This window comes from Nocardiopsis metallicus, assembly GCF_014201115.1.
Classification (GTDB): Bacteria; Actinomycetota; Actinomycetes; order Streptosporangiales; family Streptosporangiaceae; genus Nocardiopsis; species Nocardiopsis metallicus.
Genome location: NZ_JACHDO010000001.1, coordinates 2,493,131 through 2,512,724, shown reverse-complemented (window position 1 = coordinate 2,512,724; position 19,594 = coordinate 2,493,131). Strand labels below are relative to the sequence as shown.

17 protein-coding genes are annotated in these 19,594 nt (G+C 71.1%); 10 read left to right on the top strand and 7 right to left on the bottom strand.

What is annotated here, in order from left to right:
* Window positions 1-50: 50 nt before the first annotated feature.
* From HNR07_RS10725 to HNR07_RS10710, 4 genes are all read left to right on the top strand, one after another.
* Window positions 51-857 (top strand): DeoR/GlpR family DNA-binding transcription regulator, encoded by an 807-nt coding sequence (locus HNR07_RS10725; RefSeq protein ID WP_184364700.1) that lies wholly within the window; start codon window positions 51-53, stop codon window positions 855-857.
* Window positions 858-1,065: 208 nt separating this feature from the next.
* Window positions 1,066-1,884, top strand: coding sequence for a polyprenol monophosphomannose synthase (locus HNR07_RS10720; RefSeq protein WP_184364698.1), 819 nt, complete (start codon window positions 1,066-1,068; stop codon window positions 1,882-1,884).
* 113 nt (window positions 1,885-1,997) lie between these two features.
* On the top strand, window positions 1,998-2,264 hold the full coding sequence (locus tag HNR07_RS10715) for a hypothetical protein (protein ID WP_184364696.1): 267 nt from the start codon (window positions 1,998-2,000) through the stop codon (window positions 2,262-2,264).
* A gap of 160 nt (window positions 2,265-2,424) precedes the next feature.
* Window positions 2,425-2,721, top strand: a complete 297-nt coding sequence (locus HNR07_RS10710; protein WP_184364694.1) for a hypothetical protein — start codon at window positions 2,425-2,427, stop codon at window positions 2,719-2,721.
* 8 nt (window positions 2,722-2,729) lie between these two features.
* Here the strand turns inward: HNR07_RS10710 and HNR07_RS10705 are convergent, their stop codons facing one another.
* The 3 genes from HNR07_RS10705 to HNR07_RS10695 all read right to left on the bottom strand — a co-directional run bounded on the left by HNR07_RS10705 (window position 2,730) and on the right by HNR07_RS10695 (window position 7,948).
* Window positions 2,730-4,331 carry an MFS transporter gene (locus HNR07_RS10705; protein WP_184364692.1) on the bottom strand — a complete coding sequence of 534 codons (1,602 nt, stop codon included), beginning with the start codon at window positions 4,329-4,331 and terminating at the stop codon, window positions 2,730-2,732.
* Window positions 4,332-4,447: 116 nt separating this feature from the next.
* Complete coding sequence (locus tag HNR07_RS10700) at window positions 4,448-7,177, bottom strand: ABC transporter permease (RefSeq protein ID WP_184364690.1); 2,730 nt, start codon at window positions 7,175-7,177, stop codon at window positions 4,448-4,450.
* 6 nt (window positions 7,178-7,183) lie between these two features.
* Entirely contained in the window at window positions 7,184-7,948 is a 765-nt protein-coding gene (locus HNR07_RS10695) for an ABC transporter ATP-binding protein (protein ID WP_184364688.1), read from the bottom strand.
* A gap of 343 nt (window positions 7,949-8,291) precedes the next feature.
* Between HNR07_RS10695 and HNR07_RS10690 the strand changes: the two genes are divergently transcribed.
* The 6 genes from HNR07_RS10690 to HNR07_RS10665 all read left to right on the top strand — a co-directional run bounded on the left by HNR07_RS10690 (window position 8,292) and on the right by HNR07_RS10665 (window position 13,521).
* The gene (locus HNR07_RS10690; RefSeq protein ID WP_184364686.1) at window positions 8,292-9,617 is read left to right on the top strand and encodes a sensor histidine kinase; all 1,326 of its coding nucleotides are present in this window, start codon (window positions 8,292-8,294) and stop codon (window positions 9,615-9,617) included.
* On the top strand, window positions 9,592-10,251 hold the full coding sequence (locus HNR07_RS10685; protein WP_184364684.1) for a response regulator: 660 nt from the start codon (window positions 9,592-9,594) through the stop codon (window positions 10,249-10,251). Before HNR07_RS10690 ends, HNR07_RS10685 begins: the two co-directional genes overlap by 26 nt.
* Before the next feature lie 107 nt (window positions 10,252-10,358).
* Complete coding sequence (locus tag HNR07_RS10680; RefSeq protein ID WP_184364682.1) at window positions 10,359-10,808, top strand: hypothetical protein; 450 nt, start codon at window positions 10,359-10,361, stop codon at window positions 10,806-10,808.
* A 250-nt stretch (window positions 10,809-11,058) separates the two neighbouring features.
* Window positions 11,059-11,763, top strand: a complete 705-nt coding sequence (gene fabG / locus HNR07_RS10675; protein WP_184364680.1) for a beta-ketoacyl-ACP reductase — start codon at window positions 11,059-11,061, stop codon at window positions 11,761-11,763.
* A gap of 58 nt (window positions 11,764-11,821) precedes the next feature.
* On the top strand, window positions 11,822-12,586 hold the full coding sequence (gene fabI, locus HNR07_RS10670) for an enoyl-ACP reductase FabI (RefSeq protein ID WP_017581126.1): 765 nt from the start codon (window positions 11,822-11,824) through the stop codon (window positions 12,584-12,586).
* 173 nt (window positions 12,587-12,759) lie between these two features.
* Window positions 12,760-13,521: an SDR family NAD(P)-dependent oxidoreductase gene (locus tag HNR07_RS10665; RefSeq protein ID WP_184364678.1), complete on the top strand. Its 762-nt coding sequence runs from the start codon at window positions 12,760-12,762 to the stop codon at window positions 13,519-13,521.
* Window positions 13,522-13,546: 25 nt separating this feature from the next.
* Here the strand turns inward: HNR07_RS10665 and HNR07_RS10660 are convergent, their stop codons facing one another.
* From HNR07_RS10660 to fxsT, 4 genes are all read right to left on the bottom strand, one after another.
* Window positions 13,547-13,939 (bottom strand): hypothetical protein, encoded by a 393-nt coding sequence (locus HNR07_RS10660; RefSeq protein WP_246420240.1) that lies wholly within the window; start codon window positions 13,937-13,939, stop codon window positions 13,547-13,549.
* Window positions 13,940-14,039: 100 nt separating this feature from the next.
* Window positions 14,040-15,098 (bottom strand): hypothetical protein, encoded by a 1,059-nt coding sequence (locus tag HNR07_RS10655; protein ID WP_184364675.1) that lies wholly within the window; start codon window positions 15,096-15,098, stop codon window positions 14,040-14,042.
* Window positions 15,099-15,226: 128 nt separating this feature from the next.
* Window positions 15,227-16,534, bottom strand: a complete 1,308-nt coding sequence (locus HNR07_RS10650) for a CapA family protein (RefSeq protein WP_246420238.1) — start codon at window positions 16,532-16,534, stop codon at window positions 15,227-15,229.
* Window positions 16,535-16,863: 329 nt separating this feature from the next.
* A complete protein-coding gene (gene fxsT, locus HNR07_RS10645; protein WP_184364673.1) occupies window positions 16,864-19,458 on the bottom strand; it encodes an FxSxx-COOH system tetratricopeptide repeat protein in 2,595 nt (864 codons plus the stop codon).
* Between the last annotated feature and the right edge of the window lie 136 nt (window positions 19,459-19,594).

Sequence of the window (19,594 nt, the reverse complement as noted above, 5' to 3'; positions counted from 1 at the left end):
GCGCGGTTCCCCTGCCGTGCGTCACACACGGAAAGGGTGGGCCTGTACCCATGGCCGAGGAGAGCCGTCCGGCGTTCGCCGCCGAGCGCCGGGAGCGCATCCTGGAACTGGTGCGGGCCAACGGCAGCATGTCCCTGCGGGACATCGCCGCCAAGGTGCGTGCCTCGGAGGTCACGGTCCGCCGTGACGTACGCGCGATGGAGGCCGAAGGGCTGCTGGACCGCCGCCGGGGCGGTGCCGCACTGCCCGGCCGGATCGGCCACGAACAGAGCTACACCGGCAAGAGCGGCCAGTGCGCCGCGGAGAAGGCCGCGATCGCGACCACCGCCGCCCGCCTGGTCCGCCCCGGAGACGCTGTCACCATCGGCCCCGGCAGCACGGCCGAGGCCTTCGCCCGGGCGCTCCTGGGCCACGGCGACCTCACCGTGGTCACCAACTCCCTGCGGGTGGCCGACGTCCTGGCCGGGGCCGCGGGGGTCGAGGTCATGATGACCGGCGGTACCCTGCACGCGCCCATGCGGGCCCTGGTCGGAGCGGCCGCCGAAGCCTCTCTGACGGGGCTGCGGGTCAACCGCGCCTTCCTGTCGGGCAACGGCGTCAGCGCCGACCGCGGCCTGAGCACCCCCAACCCCGCGGTGGCCGGTGTCGACCGGGCCCTGTCCGCCTGCGCCGAGGAGACCATCGTGCTGGCCGACCACACCAAGGTCGGCGCCGACACCATGGTGCCCACCGTCGCCCCCGAGGAGATCGCCCACCTGGTCACCGACAGCAGCGCCGACCCCGAGGTCCTGATGACCCTGGAGGAGGCCGGCGCCTTGGTCCACGTCGCCGTGGTCGCCGACGCACGCGGCCAGTGACCGGTGCGGGTCGGTCCGGCAGGCGCGTTCCACCGCTTGGCTGTGGGAGGAGCGCGTACCCTACCCTTCACGCCTATTGTGCGGTGAGCACCTTATGCGTGATCCTGTACACACCCCCTACTCGCCAGTACCGAACCCCCGTCACCCCCCCCCGTACCCCTCCACCGCAGTCCAGCACCGACGTCCACGTACTCAGGAGCCGCCGCGCATGCCCTCCCAACCGACGCCCCCGGAGCACGCCTCCGCCGCCCCGGTGCGGATCACCCCCGAGCCGGTGGCGCTGCCCGAGCCCTGGCGGAGCTCGGCGCTGACCGTGGTGGTGCCCACCTACGACGAGGCCGGGAACCTGCCCGTCCTGGTGGCCCAGCTCATGGCGTTGGACCTGCCTCGGCTGCGGATCGTGGTGGTGGACGACAACTCACCGGACGGCACCGGGGAGATCGCCGACAAGCTCGCCGTGGAACACCCCGGACGACTCTCGGTGGTCCACCGCACCCGCAAGGACGGCCTCGGCCGCGCCTACGTGGAGGGCATGACCCGGGCCCTGGCCGACGGCGCCGACCACGTGGTGCAGATGGACGCCGACCTCAGCCATCCGGTGGGCTACGTACCCCAGCTGCTGGGCACCCTGCACTCCACCAACGCCGGCGTGGTCATCGGCAGCCGCTACGTGCCCGGCGGCAGCCTCTCCGCGGCGTGGGGACTGCGCCGCCGCCTGCTGAGCGGGTGGGCCAACACCTACGTCAAGACGGTCCTGTCCATCCCGGTCCAGGACGTCACCGCCGGTTTCAAGATTTGGCGGGCCTCGGCCCTGGAGGTGCTGGACCTGGCCAGCATCGAGAGCACCGGTTACGCCTTCCAGGTCGAGATGCACTACCGGGCCTTCCGCCGCGGCCAGAAGATCATGGAGATCCCCATCCACTTCGAGGACCGGCTGGTCGGCCAGAGCAAACTCGACGGCGCGGTCGCCCTGGAGGCGGCGCTGCGCCCGCTGCGCCTGCGCCGCGCGGAGAACGCCCGCCGCTGACCCGGACCGGACCCGGGTTCGCGCCATCCTCTCCCCGGAGCCGTGTCCCCTTTCGTCCGCCGCCCCTGAACTGCGATCATGCGAGTGTCAGGCCAGCGAGCGAGGGGGACCACATGTCCGAACAGCCCTACGACGTCGACGCCGACATGGGGGAGGACCCCGAGGAGAGCGAGATCGCCCTGGCGGAGAGCCGCCAGAACCCGGACGCGCCGGTCTACGGCTACACCTTCGAGGACGAGAGCTCCGCCAGCGAGCGGGGCATCGACCAGGAGGTCCGGGAGGAACGCGACGATGTCATCCCGCGTGAGGACTTCGACATCGACGCCCCCGGCGCGGAGAGCGAGGCGATCCACGAGGTGGACGAGTCCGACCAAGCCTGAACCGAACACCGCGAGGACCCCGGGGCGCCAGCCCCGGGGTCCTTTTCCCGTCTCCGTCCCGAACGTTCTTCACAAAGGCACAAGTTTCTTCGTTGGAGCGCGGAATTGAGTGATCATCGAGGTCAAAGCGGGGAAGATCCTGGGAAAGGAGGCGGACACAGTGACCGAACAGCCCTACGAGGTGGACCTGGACCTGGGGGACGACCCCCAGGCGAGTGAGGTCGCCCAACGAGAGCGGGTCCTTGACCCCGACCACAACATCCTCAGCTACGACTTCGTCGACGAAGACAGCCGGGGACGGCTCGGCATCAACGACGGAGTGCGCGCCGAGCGGCTGGGCCGCGCCATCCCCCGGCAGCGCTGGGGTGGTGACCGCAGCGCCGAGGAGGAGGCGCTGAACGTGGTCTCCGACCCCAACGCCGTCAACGATCGCCCCCCGGAGGGCTACGAGAGCTGACCGGCCCCCTACTCGCTCAACGGGTCGTCGGCGCCGCTTCCGGCGGTCGAACCGGGGCAGGAGCGCAGCGGAGGACCGGACACACCGCAGAACCGCGGCGGCTGCGCCCGGTCGAGCGGCTCCGGGGAGCTGGCCCCCTCCGGCGGGGAACCGCGATCGGCCGCTTCGGCAGCCTCGGGCATCCCGCCGCGCGGCAGCAGCAACGCGCACAGCGACGCGAGCACGCACAGCACCACCAGGATCAGCATCGCCGTGCCGAAACCGTCGGCGAGCGCCGAGGCGTCCCCGTCCGCCCCCGAAGCCCCACCGCTCGAACCGCCGATCCCGGCCAGCACCGGCACCGCGGCCACACCGATCAGCTGCGCGCCACGAGCGAACGTGTTGTTCACCCCCGAGGCCAGCCCGGCGTGCCGCTCCGGGGCCGAGGCGAGCACCGTCGCGGTCAGCGGGGCCACGGTCGTGGCCAGGCCCAGCGCCACCAGCAGGACCCCCGGCAGCACCCCGGTGAGGTAGGGGGCGTCCTCCGTCAGCCGGGACAGTAGCCAGAACCCGGCGGCCAGCAGCAGCGGCCCCACCACCAGCTGGAGCCTCGGCCCGATCCGCGCGGCCAGCTCGCCCGAGCGGGCCGACAGCAGCAGCATCAGGACGGTGATCGGCAGAGAGGCCGCCCCGGCAGCGATCGGGGAGTAGCCCGACACCTCCTGGAGGTAGATCACCAGCAGGAACAGCAGCGGCCCCAGCGAACCGTAGATCAGCACGGTCGCCGCGTTGGTCACGCTGAACGGCAGGGACCGGAAGATGCCCAGCGGCAACATCGGGCTGGAACTGCGCGCCTCGGCGAACAGGAACGCGGCCAGAGCCAGCACACCCACGGCCACGGCGGTCCACACCGCCGGGGTACCGCCCACCGCACCCCACTGGATCAGCGCGTAGGTGATCCCGGCCAGCGCCACCACCCCCAGCAGGGCGCCGCTGTAGTCCAACCGCTGGGCCGCGGTGACGTCCCGGGACTCGGGAACCTTGAACCAGGCGATCAGCAGCACCACGACCGCGATCGGCAGGTTGATCAGGAAGATCAGCCGCCAGTCGCCGATCTGCACCAGCCAGCCGCCCATGAAGGGCCCCACCGCCGCGGCCACACCGGTCAGCCCCGACCACGCGCCGATCGCCCGCGCCCGGTCGTCCTCACGGAAACCCGCCTGCAGGATGGCCAGGCTGCCCGGGGTCAGCAGCGCGCCGCCCACCCCCTGGAGCACTCGCCCGGCGACCAGCCACTCCAGGGTCGGCGCGAACGTGCACAGCGCGGAGGCCAGCGCGAACACCGCCACCCCGACCATGAACAACCGCACCCGGCCGAACCTGTCGGAGAGCGAACCGCTGAGCAGGATCAGCGCGGACAGCGTCACCATGTAGCCGTTGACGATCCACTGGAGCCCGGCCAGCCCGGTGTCCAGGTCGCCCTGGATGGCGGGCAGCGCCACCGTCACGACGGTCGAGTCCAGGAACGCCATCCCCGAACCCAGCACCGTGGCGGTCAGCATCCACCGGGCGGCGGGCGTCCCCCACGCCACCCGCCCGGCGGTGACCGGTACCGACGCCGAACCACTCATACGACAACCTTCCCCGGGACTACGGACACAGTAGGCGCGGGCCCCACCCGTAGGTGAGGGCCCGCGCCGATTCCCCGTCGCTCTGTTCGGTCTTGACCCCGGGATGCGGGCCGGGTCTACTCGCTGGCGAGCGCTCCGGTGATCGAGGTTCCGGCTGCCCGGCGGGCGGGCAGCACCGCGGCCAGCAGACCGGCCAGGACCGCGATCGCGATGAACACCGTGATCTGGGCGGTCGGGATGCTGAACACCAGGCCCGGCAGGATCGCGGCACCGGCCGCCCAGCCGAACAGCACACCCAGGGCGATACCGATACCGGCACCGATCAGGCACAGCAGCACGGCCTCGACGCTGAGCATCCGGCGCAGCTGGCCCTTGGCCAGCCCCAGCGCCCGCAGCAGCGCGGATTCACGGGTGCGCTCCAGGACCGACAGCGCCATCGTGTTGGAGATACCGAACACCGCGATGATGATCGCCAGGCCCAGCATCGCCGCGATCGTGTAGAAGGCGATGTTCATCATCTCGGAGAACTGGTTCTTCATCTCCGCGACCGACATGACCTGGACCATCGGGTAGTCGTCGACCGCCGCGTAGACGGCCTCGCGAACCTCGGCCGGGTCGGTGCCCTCGGCGGCCTGGATGTGGAGGTAACGGCCCTCCTCGACGGAGGGGAAGGCCGCGGTGAAGTCCGTCGGGGTGATGACCGCGCCCCAGAAGGCCGCACCGTTCTCCAGGACCGCGGCGACCTCCAGGTCGAGGTCGCCTCCCGGAGCGGGCAGGGTGATCGTGTCGCCGACCCCCGTGCCGTCCGCGTAGCTCTCGGTGAGCAGAACCTTGCCGGTCCCGAAGTCGTCCAGGTCGCCCTCGACGGTCTCGGCCCGCATGTCGACGCCCATCTCGGCCCCGAAGTACGCGGACACGGGCAGCCCCATGCTGTCGAGATCAGTGAAGTCGTCCAGGTAGGTGGAGCGCTCGGAGATCACCTTGTCCAGGAGGGGGCTGGCGGACAGCTTCTCCTCGACCTCCCTCGGAACCAGGGGGGTTCCGGTCTCCTCGTCGACGGCTTCGCCCTCGACGGCTCCGCCCTCGTCGACGGCGCCTTCCCCGCTGCCCGGACCCTCGGCGGCTCCGTCCTCGGGAGTGCCCTGTGCGGTGTCACCCTCTTCAGGGGCGCCCTGTTCCAGCGCCTCCTCTTCGGCGGCCTCCGCTTCGGTGCCGGCGGTGGTCGCCGGGCCGTCGGGTGCGTACTGGGCGCTCACCTGGTAGTCCACCGGGAAGCTCTCGTCCAGCTGCTTGGTCATGGTGCTCTCGAACGACGCGCTGATCACCGAGTATCCGGTGATGAGCGTGGCGCCCACGGTGAGGGCGATCATCGCGGTGGCGGCACGGCGCGGGCTCCGGGTGGAGTTGTCCACCGCCAGCATGCTGGGCACACCCACACGGCGCAACGGGATACCGATGACCCGGACGATCCCGCGCACCAGCAGCGGGCCGAGGACCACCACACCGACGAAGGCGACCAGGGCGGCACCGGTCACGACGAACAGTCCGTTGGGGTCGGGGCTCATCGACTGGGAAAGACCGACCAGAGCTGCGGAGACGGCGAAGGCCACCAGACCGAACACCACACGCATCCATCCGGTGCCCTTCTCCAGGCCGGCGGCGGTGGCGCTGGTGCGCAGGGCCGCCAGCGGGGCCACGCGGGTGGCGCGGGTGGCCGGGATCAGAGCGGAGAACACCGTCATCAGGGTGCCGACGAGCAGGCCGACGATCACGGCGGTGGGGCTGACCACCAAGGAGGCGGTGGCGCCGGTGCCCATCAACTGGCCGCCGAACCGGGCCCCGAGCGCGCCGATTCCGGTACCGGCGAGCACACCGAGCACGGAGGCGAACAGGCCGACCACGAACGACTCGGTGAGTACGGAACGGAAGATCTGGCCGCGCTTGGCGCCCACGCAGCGCAGCAGGGCGAGTTCGCGCTGGCGCTGGGCGATGAGGATCGCGAAGGTGTTGTAGATGACGATACCGGCGACGAACATCGCGATGACGCCGAAGAGGAGCAGTGCGATGCGCAGGATCGCGGTCTCGGATCCGGACGCCTCCGCCATCGCCTCGCCGAACTCCGCACCGGTCTGCACGTCGGTACCGGTGACCGTGGCGACCGCGGCGGCGGCGTCCTCGTCGGTGGTGCCCTCGGTGGACATCACGTTGATCTCGGAGTAGCCGCTGGCGCCGGTCATCTCCTCCACGGTGTCCTGGGCGAAGACGACGGCGCCGCCGTAGCTGTAGCTGGGGTCGACACCGAAGTTGACCAGACCGGTGACGGTGAACTCGCGGCTGTCCTGGTCGGGGTCGAGCACGGTGACGGTGTCGCCGACCTCGAAACCGGTCTGGCTGGAGGTGGAGGTGGCCAGGGCGATCTCGTCGTCGGCGGCGGGAAGCTCTCCCTCGCTCGCTGAGAACCGGCTGGTCTCACCGAGCCCGATGGCGGCGGGCGGAGTGAAACCGAAGGCACGGCCCTCGGCGTCCAGGAGTACGGCCTGGCCCCGGACCAGCCCGTCGGCGTCGGCGACCTCGGGCAGGGCGCGGATGTCGTCGAGCACGGCGTCGCCGAAGGGCACGGGGTCCAGCGGGAAGCCGTCCTCGTCCTCGCCCTCCTCCGCCTCGGGGACGGCGATGGCGTCGACGCTGGTCGCCGACCCCATCACCGACTCCTCGTAGCTGGCCTCGAGGGTGTCGGCGAAGACCAGGGTGCCCGAGACGAACATGACGCCGAGCAGGATGGCCAGGACGGTGGTGACGTACCGGGACTTGTGGAGTCTGAGCCCGGCGAGTGTGGTGCGCAGCATGGGGGCTCAGGCCTCCAGCTTCAGCAGGTGCTCGGAGACGGTCTCGGCGGTCGGTTTGAGCACCTCGTCCACCAGTTGGCCGTCACGCAGGAACACCACCCGGTCGGCGTAGGAGGCGGCGACCGGGTCGTGGGTGACCATGACGATGGTCTGGTTCAGGTCCTTGGCCGAGTCGCGGAGGAAGGCCAGCACCTCGGCGCCCGAACGGGAGTCCAGGTTGCCGGTGGGCTCGTCGGCGTAGACGACCTCGGGTGCGTTGAGCAGGGCGCGGGCGACCGCCACGCGCTGCTGCTGACCGCCGGAGAGCTTGGCGGGCAGGTGGTCGAGCCGGTCGCGCAGCCCCACGACGTCGACGATGTGGTCGAAGCGGGCCTGGTCGACCTTGCGCTTGGCGATCTGCGAGGGGAGCAGGATGTTCTGCTCGGCGGTGAGCATCGGCAGCAGGTTGAAGGACTGGAAGATGAATCCGATGCGGTCGCGGCGCAGCAGGGTGAGTTCGCCGTCGCGCATCCCGGTGATCTGGGTGCGACCGAGGTGGACGGTGCCGGAGGTGGGTACGTCCAGCCCGGCCAGGCAGTGCATGAGGGTCGACTTGCCCGACCCGGAGGGGCCCATGATGGCGGTGAACGCGCCCCGGTGGAACTCCACGTCCACGCCGGCCAGGGCGTGCACCTGGCTGCCGCCGGTGTCGTAGGTCTTGGTGAGTCCTCTCGCCACCACCACCGGCGGGGCTTGGACCGGGGCGGCGGGCTTGAATACGGACTCGGTCACGGGAGAACTCCAGAAGTCGGGAAGTGGTGGTGCCGGCGGGGCGCAGGAGCCCCGGTCTTCTCGGCGTGTTCTCCACGCTAGGTCCGCCCCCGCCCCCGGCGCCTCGGCCTCCGGGCTGAACCCGGTATCGGCCAAAGGCATGACGCGGTGGTGGTTCGCGACTCCTTCGTGCGGGTGCACCACCGACTTTCGTAGGGGGTGGTGTCGACCCCCGGTGCGCTGGTGAGTGCCAGGAACCCCTGTGAACTGCGGAGATGTCGGAGGGTCGACGATCGGACCACCGGTGCTCAGGGGCGGGAGCACCGATGCCCTCTGTTGGGAGCGCCGCCGTAGACTCTGGCGGATGAAGATGTGGGTGCGGGATCGTTTGCGGGACTTCGGCGTCTTGCTGAGCCACAACTGGCACTGGTGGTGGGACCGGCGTCTGCGTGTGGCCGACTGGTGCTACGCCGTCTTCACCCTGCCGTTCAGCGGCCTGATGATGGTGGCTGGGACCGGCGCCGCCTCGGGCCTGCTGACCGGGCCGATCGCAGCGGTGATGGGTCTGTTCTCGAACGCCCTGGTGGCCCTGCCGCTGGTCTTCCTGCTCTTCGTGGTTCCGGGGGTCCTGGGCTCGGCGGCGATGCTCTGGCGCCGCAGCGAACCCAAGTGGCTCATGGTGACCGGGGCGCTCATGATGGCCCTGTACGCCAACCCGATCCCGCTCATGGTGGGCCTGTATTCCTATCCGGCCCACTTCAGCGAGCGCAAACCCCTCGTCAGCTGGTTCGTGCTCGGCCTCCTGACCACCGGGATCATCTACCACCAGACCCCGGTCGCCTTCGTGGTGCTGTCCGTGTTCTACCTGGTCCTACCAGTCATCGCCGGCCTGTGGATCGGCACCCGCCGCCAGCTCATCGACCGCCTCAAGGAGCGGGCCGAACGCCTGGAGCGCGAACAGCACATGATGGCCGAGCAGGCCATCGGCGCCGAACGCACCCGTATCGCCCGTGAGATGCACGACGTGGTCGCCCACCGGGTCAGCCTCATGGTCCTGCACGCGGGCGGCCTGGAGGTGTCGGCCACCGAACCGCGCACGGTCGAGGCCGCCGGGCTGATCCGCACCACCGGCCGCGAGGCGCTGGCGGAGCTGCGCGGCATCCTGGGGGTCCTGCGCGACGACGGCACGGACACCGCGCCCACCGCGCCCCAACCCGTCCTGGACGACCTGGAACGCCTGATCAACGAGTGGCGCGGGGCCGGGATGCGGGTCGACCGTGAGGAGACCGGTACGGTCGGACCGCTGCCGACCGCGGTCCAGCGCACCGCCTTCCGGATCGTGCAGGAGGGCCTGACCAACGCCGCCAAACACGCCACCGGCGCCGCTGTCCAGGTGTGGCTGCATTACGGTGAGGACCGCCTGGAGGTCGAGGTGGTGAACGACCCCGTCACCGGACCGGTGCACGCCCCGCCGCGCAGCGGGTACGGCCTCACCGGGCTGCGCGAGCGCGTCGTGCTGGCCGGGGGCGAGCTCAGCGCCGGGGCGTGTCCGGACGGCGGGTGGCGGATGCGCGCTATCTTGCCGGTGGGGGAGGAGGGCCCGGAGGAGGCTCCCACGCCCGAACCGCACACCACCGAGGTTGAGGAAGAAGAGGGCGCCGAAGGTGATCCGCACACTCCTGGTCGATGACGAACTCCTGGTCAGGTCCGGGCTGCGGATGATCCTGGAGGCCGACCCCGGCATCGAGGTGGTCGGTGAGGGCAGTGACGGGGAGCAGGCCGTGCGTCTGGCCGAGGAGCTCACCCCGGACGTCGTGCTGCTGGACATCCGCATGCCCGGCACCGACGGACTGGCCGCGGCCGCCCGGCTGAGCGAACTGCCCGACCCGCCCAGGGTGGTCCTGCTCACCACCTTCGACCTGGACGAGTACGTGCACGGCGCGCTGCGCGCCGGAGCGGTCGGCTTCCTGCTCAAGGACACCCCGCCGCGCGAGCTGATCAACGCCGTGCGCACCGTGCACGAGGGGCACGCCATGCTCGCGCCCAGCGTCGCCAAGCGCATGCTCGAACGCTTCGCCTCGCCCGCCCCCACCGATTCCGCGGCGGGGCGCACCGAGGCGCTGCGCCGGCTGTCGGTGCTCAGCGAGCGCGAACGCCACGTGCTGGTGGCGGTGGCCGAGGGCAAGTCCAACGCCGAGGTGGGACGGGCCCTGAGCATGCGGGAGACCACGGTGAAGGCCCACGTCAGCCGCATTCTGGCCAAGCTGGAGATGTCCAACCGGGTACAGGCCGCGATCCTCGCCCACGACGCGGGCTGGGCCTGACGGGTTCGCTGCTCGACCGGGCCCTACCGCTGACAGGGCCCGCTGGATAGTCTCGGGGCACGTCATCCCCATGGCCCGCGGGCAGGGTCGTCAGAAGGACGTGCACCATGCGACCACCGTCGGAGTGGACCGAGCGGGTGAGCCACGCAGCCGCCGCGCTGGCCCTATTCGTGATCGGGACGGCGGCGGGCACGGCCGCGGCCGAGACCGGGTCGCCGACCCTCTTCATCGGGTACGCCCTCGCCCTGGCCGCCGGTTTCGTCGCGCTGGGCGCCCACGGGATCGTCTTCACCGGGGCCTTCGACTGGCGGGCGCACGACAGCGCGGCCAGCCTCAAGGCCCTCCTGCTCGCGGCGGCCGAACCCTACTCCGGACTGCGCGCCGCTCTGGGCGTGCTGGCCCTGGTGGGGGCGCTCACGCTCATGGGCGGGCAGTGGCCCGGCTGGGTGGTGCCGCCCGCGCTGGGGCTGCTGTGGCTGGTCGTGGGCCTGCCCCTCAACGGCGGCGCCCAGAACGGTCCGGCCGGGGCCGCCGGGGCCGCTGACCAGCCCGGGTGACCGGGTTCACTCCGCCTCCGCCTCCGCGCTGGATCCCCGCCCCACCGGGCCCTGTCGGCCGCGTGTGATCTCCTGGAGCGCCCCGATCGGCCCCGTCGCGCACCTCGGTTGCGTCTACTGGCGGGTAGCTCGGTAACCTGCAAGGCGATCCGCACCCAGAACACGCACCCCTCGAGCCCCCTGAAACTGCGTACCCCTGAAACCCGAACACGTCGCGGCTGTCGAGCAGCCGCAGAGAAGAGGAGCCCCTATGTCGCGCTCGGTACTGGTCACCGGTGGCAACCGAGGGATCGGTCTGGCCATCGCCCGTGAGCTCGCGGCCGGTGGGGACGACGTGGCGGTCACCTACCGGTCCGGCGAGCCCCCGGAGGGGCTGCTCGGCGTGCGCTGCGACATCACCGACACCGCCCAGGTCGACGCCGCCTTCAAGGAGGTCGAGGAGGCCCAGGGCCCGGTCGAGGTGCTCGTCGCCAACGCCGGTGTCACCAAGGACCAGCTCCTCGCCCTGATGAGCGAGGACGACTTCTCCTCAGTCCTGGACACCAACCTCACCGGTTCCTTCCGGGTGGCCAAGCGCGCCGTGCGCGGCATGATGCGCAAACGCTTCGGCCGCATCGTGCTGATCTCCTCGGTCGTGGGCCTGCTCGGCTCCGGCGGCCAGGCCAACTACGCCGCCTCCAAGGCCGGGCTGGTCGGCTTCGGCCGCTCCCTGGCCCGCGAGCTGGGTTCGCGCAACATCACCGTGAACGTCGTCGCCCCCGGTTTCATCGAGACCGACATGACCGCCGCCCTGCCCGAGGACCGCCAGGCGGAGATCAAGAAGAACGTCCCGCTGGGCCGTCTCGGCTCCACCGACGACATCGCCAAGACCGTCAGCTTCCTCGCCGGCCCCGGCGGCGGTTACGTCACCGGCGCCGTCATCCCGGTCGACGGTGGCCTGGGCATGGGCCACTGAGCCGGCCGGAGCATTCACCCCACCCGCCCCAGCCACAGACAGGACGGACCACCCGAACATGGGAATCCTCGAAGGTAAGCGCATCCTCGTCACCGGTGTGCTCACCGACTCCTCCATCGCCTTCCACGTCGCCCGCCTCGCTCAGGAGCAGGGCGCCACGGTCGTGCTCACCGGCTACGGCCGCATGGGTCTGGTGCAGCGCATCGCCAAGCGCCTGCCCGAGACGCCCCCAGTCCTGGAGCTGGACGTCACCGACGACGAGCACCTCGCCAGCCTGGCCGAGCGGGTCGGCGAGCACGTGGACGGACTCGACGGCATCGTCCACTCCATCGGCTTCACCCCGCAGGACGCCCTGGGCGGCAACTTCCTCAACACCGAGTGGAGCGACGTCGCCCAGGCGATGCACACCTCCACCTTCTCGCTGAAGTCGCTCACCACCTCCCTGCTGCCGCTCATGGGCAACGGCGGCTCGGTGGTCGCCATGGACTTCGACAACAGCGTCTCCTACCCCATCTACGACTGGATGGGCGTGGCCAAGTCCGCGCTGACCTCCACCGCCCGCTACCTGGCCCGTTACGTGGGGGACAAGAACGTGCGGGTGAACCTGGTCTCGGCGGGCCCGCTCAGCACGATGGCCGCCCGCAGCATCCCCGGTTTCGAGGAACTGGCCAAGCACTGGCCCGAGCGCGCCCCGCTGGGCTGGGACGTCACCGACCCCGAGCCCGCCGCCAAGGCGGTCGTGGCCCTGCTGTCGGACTGGTTCCCGGCCACCACCGGCGAGATCGTGCACGTCGACGGCGGGTTCCACTCCACCGGAGCCTGACCCGGGCAAGGCCGGCCCGCCTGTGGGCGGCGTCCCCGCCGGGACGCCGCCCACAGGCGGGTCCGGGGCGCCGCTGTGTCTCAAACAGCGCCGAGTCCCGGGCACCGGTACGATCTGCCCGCCGGTACCCGCGCGGGTACCGGCCGCACGCGAGAGCTCGGAAGGTGGACGCAATGGATCTGGGACTGTCGGGGGCCAAGGTCGTGGTGACCGGGGCGACCAGGGGGATCGGCCGCGCCATCGCCCAGGTGTTCGCCGAGGAGGGCGCCGACCTCGCGATCTGCGCACGCACCCCCGAACCCCTGGCCCGGGCGGCCCGCGAGCTCTCCGAGACCGGCGCCAAGGTCTTCACCCGGGACCTGGACGTCACCGACCACACCGCGCTGCCGTCCTTCGTCGACGACGCGGCCACGGCGCTGGGCGGCCTGGACGTGCTCGTCTCCAACGTCTCCGGCGGCAGCGCGCCCACCCCCGACCAGTGGGAGCGCGGCTTCAACGCCGACCTCATGCCGTTCGTGCGCCTGGCCGAGGCGGCCAAGCCCCATTTGTTCGGCTCCGACCGCGGAGGGTCGGTGGTGCTGGTCTCCACCACCTCGGCCCTGCACGTGACCCGCCCCGCGGGGGCCCGCTCCTACGGCGCGGTCAAGGCGGCGCTGAACCACCACGCGTCCTCACTGGCCCGCGAGTGGGCGCCCGACGGCGTGCGGGTCAACACCGTCTCTCCCGGCCCCGTCGAGTTCCCCGGCGGCGGCTGGGAGCGGCGCAGGGACAGCGAACCGGAGTTCTACGAGAGCATCCGCGAACGCATCCCCTACGGCCGCCTGGGCCGCCCGGAGGAGGTCGCCCGCTCGGTGGCCTTCCTCGCCAGCCCGGCCGCCACCTTCGTCACCGGCCAGAACCTGGTCGTGGACGGCGGCTTCCTCGACCAGGTCTGACCACGCGGGGGAGGGCTACGCCGGCTCAGGCCTCCTCGGCGGAGACGGTCCGGCCGTCCTGCGCGTAAACGACCCTGAGCTCCGTGCCGTCCCGGTGCCGCTGGGAGCGCCCCTGCGCCCCGATCCCGAAGTCGGACTCCTCCGCCACCGCGCCGGGCGGCACGTAGGTGAGGATGTCGGGGTGGTGCCCGGTCACCACCCACCCCTCCGCGGTGTCAGGGTGGATGACACCGAAGTCCCCGGCCGGGGTGCCAGCCCGGACCGGGCCGTACTCACGCAGGAGCTCGAGGGCCTGGGCGTGCAGGTCCTCCCCGGGCTCGGTCAGGACCACGCAGGTGCCGTGCTCGAACAGCACCCAGGTGGCGTGCGGATTGATGAGCAGTCGACGCCAGGCATCGACGAGTGCGCTGGTCTCCATACCGCCGAGACTGGCACGGGGGTCGGACATTCCGGGGCCGAGGTGGACACCGCGTCCGCCTCGGCCCCGACAGTTCCGCCGCTGGACTGGTTCCTTGTCGTCAGTCGGGCAGCCAGGGCACCGGCTGGGCCACCGGCACCTCCACACCCGCCGCACGCAGGTGGCGGGCGACGTAGTGGTCACCGAGCCCGGAGGTCCGGTAGCTCCCCTGATCGATCTCCTGCACCGCGTCGAGGCAGACCAGTACCTCCAGTGCCCGCCGCACCTCTTCCTCGGAGGCCTCCGGCTCCGCGACCGCGCCGGGGCCGCAGGCGCTGACCAGCTCCTCGGGCGTCCGCGCCTGGCCGGACAGGAACAGTTCGGCCAGCACCAGGAACGGGACGGGTCCGGGCAGTGCGGCCATGGCGGCCAGCGCGTCCGCCCAGGCGTCGGCCGCGGCCCCGGGCAGCTCACCCGCCCAGGCGTATGCGGCGGGGCCCGGCATCGCGTGCTGATAGGTCGTGCGCACCAGTCCCGCCGACCGGGCCACGGCGAACAGGAAACCCACCTCATCGGGGGCGGCGTCCAGGGCCTCGGCGGCCTGGCGGACGTCCTCCTCGCACAGGGCTTCGTGGTCGGTCTCCGGACACAGGAGCCGGTTCGGTTCCACCCAGGCGGCCAGCCGGGCGGCCCGGTGCAGGGTCGGGCAGGCCCCGGCCCGCGCGTCGAGTTCGGTCACGGGCGCGGGAACGTAGGCGGGCAGCGGGACGGGTTCCTGTCCTTCCTGGTAACCCAGGCGGTCCAGGAGAGGGCCGGCGGCCGCGGTCAGGGGATCGGACTCGGACCGCACCGGGCCGTCGGGGCTCAGATCGACCCGCTCGACGGCGGCGCGCAGCCGACGAGGGCTCTCCGCGGACTGCAACCTGCCGGAGAGGACCAGGTGGTCGCACCAGGCCAGCCAGGTCCCCCGGAGACTATCCGGCAGTTCGCCCCGCTCGCGCAGCAGGGCGGCGACCTCGTGCACGTCGTCCACGGTCCAGTCGCCTGGGTCGTGCGCCCCGCAATCGTGGTGGACACCGAGCAGGAGGGCCAGGTCGTCCACCTCCAACACCGGCGGAGGCTCGGCCTCCCCGGCCCAGTCGACACAGGCGGAAATGGCGGGCAGGAGACGCTCAGTCATGGTGGTCACCGAACGGGAGCGGGCGGCCGAATCCAGTTCAGGCTAACCCTGTCGGGCGCTCCCGCATGGGAAAACGTCGAAATCCGTCATCGTCTGGCCCATGGTCCGGAGGCCGTGCCGGGGCGTTGTCACCCGATGGGGCCGAAGTCCGGGTCCTCGCTCACGCCGAGGCCGTCGACGTAGTCCATGATGCGGTCGTGGGCGGCCTGGTAGACCTCGCGGTCGCTCTCGGGCAGGGACACGTCGGCCAGTGCGTCGGCCAGGTTGACCAGGTGCAGTCCGGGGTCGAGCTCGACCCAGGTCGGAATGGCCTCCAGCGGGCCGCTCTCCCACTCGCCCGGGGCCGTCTCGGTGAACTGGATCCGGGCCATGACCCCCTCGCGGCGGGAGTCGATGGGCGGGGTCTTCTGCCCGGCGATCTGGTTGCCCATCCCGTAGACCACCCAGTCGTCCCCGATCCGCTCCATGGGCTGCACCACATGCGCATGGGTGCCCAGGATCAGATCGATGTCGTCGGAGGTGACCAGGTCGGACAAATCCCGCTGGTATTCGTCGGTCTCGTGCGAGTACTCGGTGCCCCAGTGCATCGACAGCACCACGATCTCGGCCCCGGCCTCGCGGGCGCGCGCCGCTTCATCGAGGATCGCTGTTTCGTCGATGAGGTTGCCCATCCATTCCTTGCCCTCGGGCGGAAGGAAGCCGTTGAAACCGTAGGTGTAGGACAGGTGCGCTACCGGTACCGGTTCCCCGCCGTCGGCCGGTGCCACCTCGTAGACCTGCGGGAGGAGGGCCTCATCCTCGGTGCGGGCGCTGCCCGCGGCTCCGAGGCCGGCTGCCTCCAGGCCCTCCAGGGTGCGCACGACACCGCCCTCGCCCATGTCCAGGGTGTGGTTGGAGGCGGTGGAACAGCCGTCGTACCCGGCCGCGGCGATCCCGTCCGCCACCTGGGGCGGGGCGCTGAACACCGGATAGCCGGTAAAGGGACCCTCAGCCGGGGCGAGCGGGACCTCCAGATGGCACAGGGCCAGGTCGGTGCCGGTCAGGACCGGGGAGATCCCCTCGAACATCGGCGCGAAGTCGAACTCCCCGCCTCCGTCACGTTTGGCCTGTTCCCAGACCGAGCTGTGCACGAGGATGTCGCCCGCGCCCAGGACGCTCAGGGTCCGGGGCAGCGGTTCTTCCCCTTCGGCCCCCTCTCCGGGGGTGGCGCCCACGGCGGTGTGCTCGGGCTCGGGAACGTTGCAGGAGGTGGCCGCCAGGGTCAGTGCGGCGATCGCGGCCAGGGTGGGTCCAGGAGGACGGCGGTGCTGGTTCGCGGCCCTACGGCCAGGGCAGGAGTGGCGCCGCTTTTCCCCGGGACTGCTGAGCGCGCGGTGCCGCGGGGTGAGGATGCGGAAAGGAAGTGACGGAATCGTGAGCGGTGTACGTCGAAACAAGGTCCTGCTACCTCTCTCGGGGCAGGGCACATCGCCGTTCCGCCAGCCGAAACGGTCACTTCCTCGACGGATGTGCCGTTTGGGTCCCGTGGAACGGGAAGGATTCCCGGTGCTGGCCGACACGCCCCGCCCCCTGGGGGAGCGGGTCTTCGGGTCAGCCCTTCCGCGCCGTCGCGCGGGGCTTCAATACCCGAGAGTGCGGTTTGTGGATGTCCAAGAGGAGTGCAGGGTTCGGTAAACGCGGGAATTCGCGCGGACTTCACGCCCGCCGGTCGAGACCGGTGATGAAGGACGGTGATTCTGTTCCTCGCGGTACGCTCGCAGCCGGTTCAGAGCAGGGGCGGGTCGAAGTCGGCGACCAGCCTGCGGCCCTGGGCCATGGCTCCGGCGAACGGGTGCTCCCGGCCCAGCGTGCGCAGGTAGCCGTCGAAGGTGCGCTCGGCCAGTTCCTCGGCCTCCTCCGTCTCCTGCTCGCCGCGCAGGTCCAGGACCAGGTTGGCGGCGCAGGCCAGGGTGCTCGGGTGCTCCTCGCCCAGCAGGGAGCGGTAGCGGCGCAGGGTGCCGCGGCCCAGCCGGGTGGCGTTCTTGCCCTCGCCGAGGGCGGCCAGATCGCCGACCAGGTTGGTGGCGGCCGCCAGCGTGTAGTGGTGGTTGCGGCCGAGCCGGGCCTCCAGCGCGGTCAGCGCCGACTCGTTCATCGCACGGGAACGCTCGGGGTCGCCGGTCAACCGGTACAACAGGGCCACGTTGCTCGTGCAGCCGTGCTTGTAGGGGTGGTCGGGCCCGTAGGCCTGGGTGTAGCGCATGTCGGTGTCCTCGGCCAGTTCCAGGGCACCGGCCAGCTCACCGGTCATCCGCCACAGGTTGGCCAGGCACATCGCCGCGGCCAGGGTGCTCGGGTGGTTGATGCCGTGCAGGCTCAGGCAGCGCGCGTGGGCGTCCTGGCCGAGTTCGAGCGCCTCGTCCAACTGTCCGGACAGCCGTCGGGCGATCGCCAGGTCCACCTGGGCGCGCAGTGTTCGGGGGTCCTCCATCCCCAACTGCCCGCGGCCGTAGGCGAGAGCGTCCTCGCCCAGGTCGCAGGCCTCGGTGTAGTCCCCGATCAGCCGGACGGCCTGGGCCAGGCCGGTCCAGAACCACAGCAGGGTGGGCGATCCGCCGGTGGGGGCGCTGCGTTTGAACATCATGTAGGCGCGCTCGTGCCTGCTCCGGGCCTCGGCGAAGTCACTGGTGAGCGCGTAGCCCAGGGCCAGGTTGTTCATGGCGAGCAGGGTGGCGGAGTGGCTCGGACCGAAGACCTCCTGGTGCTGGCGCAGCACCTCCTCGTCGTGCTCGCGCGCCTGCCAGAAGTCACCGCGGGCCCGGTAGTCGGCGCCCAGCCCGGAGAGTACCGACAGCGTCTCCGGGTGCGCGTGGCCCAGCGTGCGCCGCATCCGGGGCAGGATGGCCCGGTTGAGGTCGTGGGCCTCGACGTAGCGCCCCAGGTCGCGGAGCCGGTTCGCGTACTGGGCCTGGGCCTCCAGTACGAACGGGTCGTCGGTGCCCGAGACCGCGGACCACTGCTCGATGAGGTCGCGGGCGTGGCGGCTGGCGGTCTCGTAGTTGCCCGACACGTACAGGAACCTCAGCATGTCGAGCGCGAAGCGCCGCACCTCGGGCAGGTCGGACTCGGCCACCCTGGCCGGACGCATGTGGGAGAGCAGTTCGAAGTAGCGCGTCTGGGCGGGGGCGTCGGTGAAGTTCGCCGGGGCCGCCGCGCTGAGCAACGACCACACCTCGAGCCGGATCTCCTGCCGGGTCCGCTCATCCAGCTCCTCGCGCAGCAGTGCCTGGACCAGCCGGTGCACCTGAAGGGTGCGGTTGGCCCCGTCGAGCCGGATCAGGGCGTAGCGGCCCAGCTGGCCGATGGCCTTGCTGAGCCGGATCGGGTCGGCGAGGAGTTCTGCCATCTCCGGGCGCACGCGGCCGTTCTCCACCGGGAAGAACAGATCGCGGGGGATCGGCTCCGGGCCGAAGAAGGCGCAGCAGCGCAGCAGTTCCATCGCCTCGGGCAGGTTCTCGTTGAGCTTCTCCACGGACAGCTGCCAGGCCGCGGTCATCGGTTTGGGGTACTCCGGCGGTTTGCCCTCGCGCAGCAGCAGACCGGTGCGCTCGGCCAGCAGGCGCAGGTACTCCTGGGTGGACATGCCCGTCTCGGCCTGGAGGGCGCCGGCCTGCTCCAGGGCCAGGGGCAGGTGTCCCAGGGCCTCGGACAACTCGACGGCCTCCTCGGCGGTGATGCCCCGGGGGATGCGCTTGCTGAGGAACTCCACGCTCTCCCGCTCGCTGAACACGTTGACCGGGATCGTCTCGGCCACTCCCGCCCACCGGTGGTTGCGGGTGGTGATCAGTACGTGCCCGGGCCCCTGTGGGATGACGTCGGTGAGTTCCTCGGGTTCGTCGGCGTTGTCGAAGACGAGCAGCCAGCGCGAGTACGGTTCGCCCTTGCGCAGGGCCTCCAGCACCCCGTTGGCGGCGTCCTCGACCCCGGTCACCGCCGGGCCGGGCAGGCCCAGGTGCGGCGCCAGATGGGCCAGGGCGGAGTGCACCAGCCCCGGCTGGTCGGCGAGGATCCACCAGACCAGGTCGTACTCGCCGCGGTAGCGGTGTGCGTACTCCACGGCCATCAGGGTCTTGCCGACGCCTCCGTAGCCCTGGAGCGTGTGGGGTACGACCGGGTCGGCCTGGGCTTGCGGCACCACAGCGGTGACCTGGTTGAGCAGGCCCGCGTGCAGTGCGCGGATCTGTTCGTCGCGTCCGGTGAAGTTCTTGTGGCGCGGGGGGACCCTGCCCCACACCTCCGGGTACCTGCCCGCGGCCGGTTCGGCCCCCTCCGGGAATCGGTTCTCGCCCTGACCGGGAAGGTTCCCTTTGGTAACCGTCACGCGATGTCCTCCGGTTTCACATAGGCCCCATCAGAAATTCTGGTAATCGGCGGCCGTAAAGTCCCTGGTGTTGTGTTGTATCAGCGGATGTCGCTCTGGGTGGTCGTGTGACTAATCAGCGTAGGCGAAGATGTTG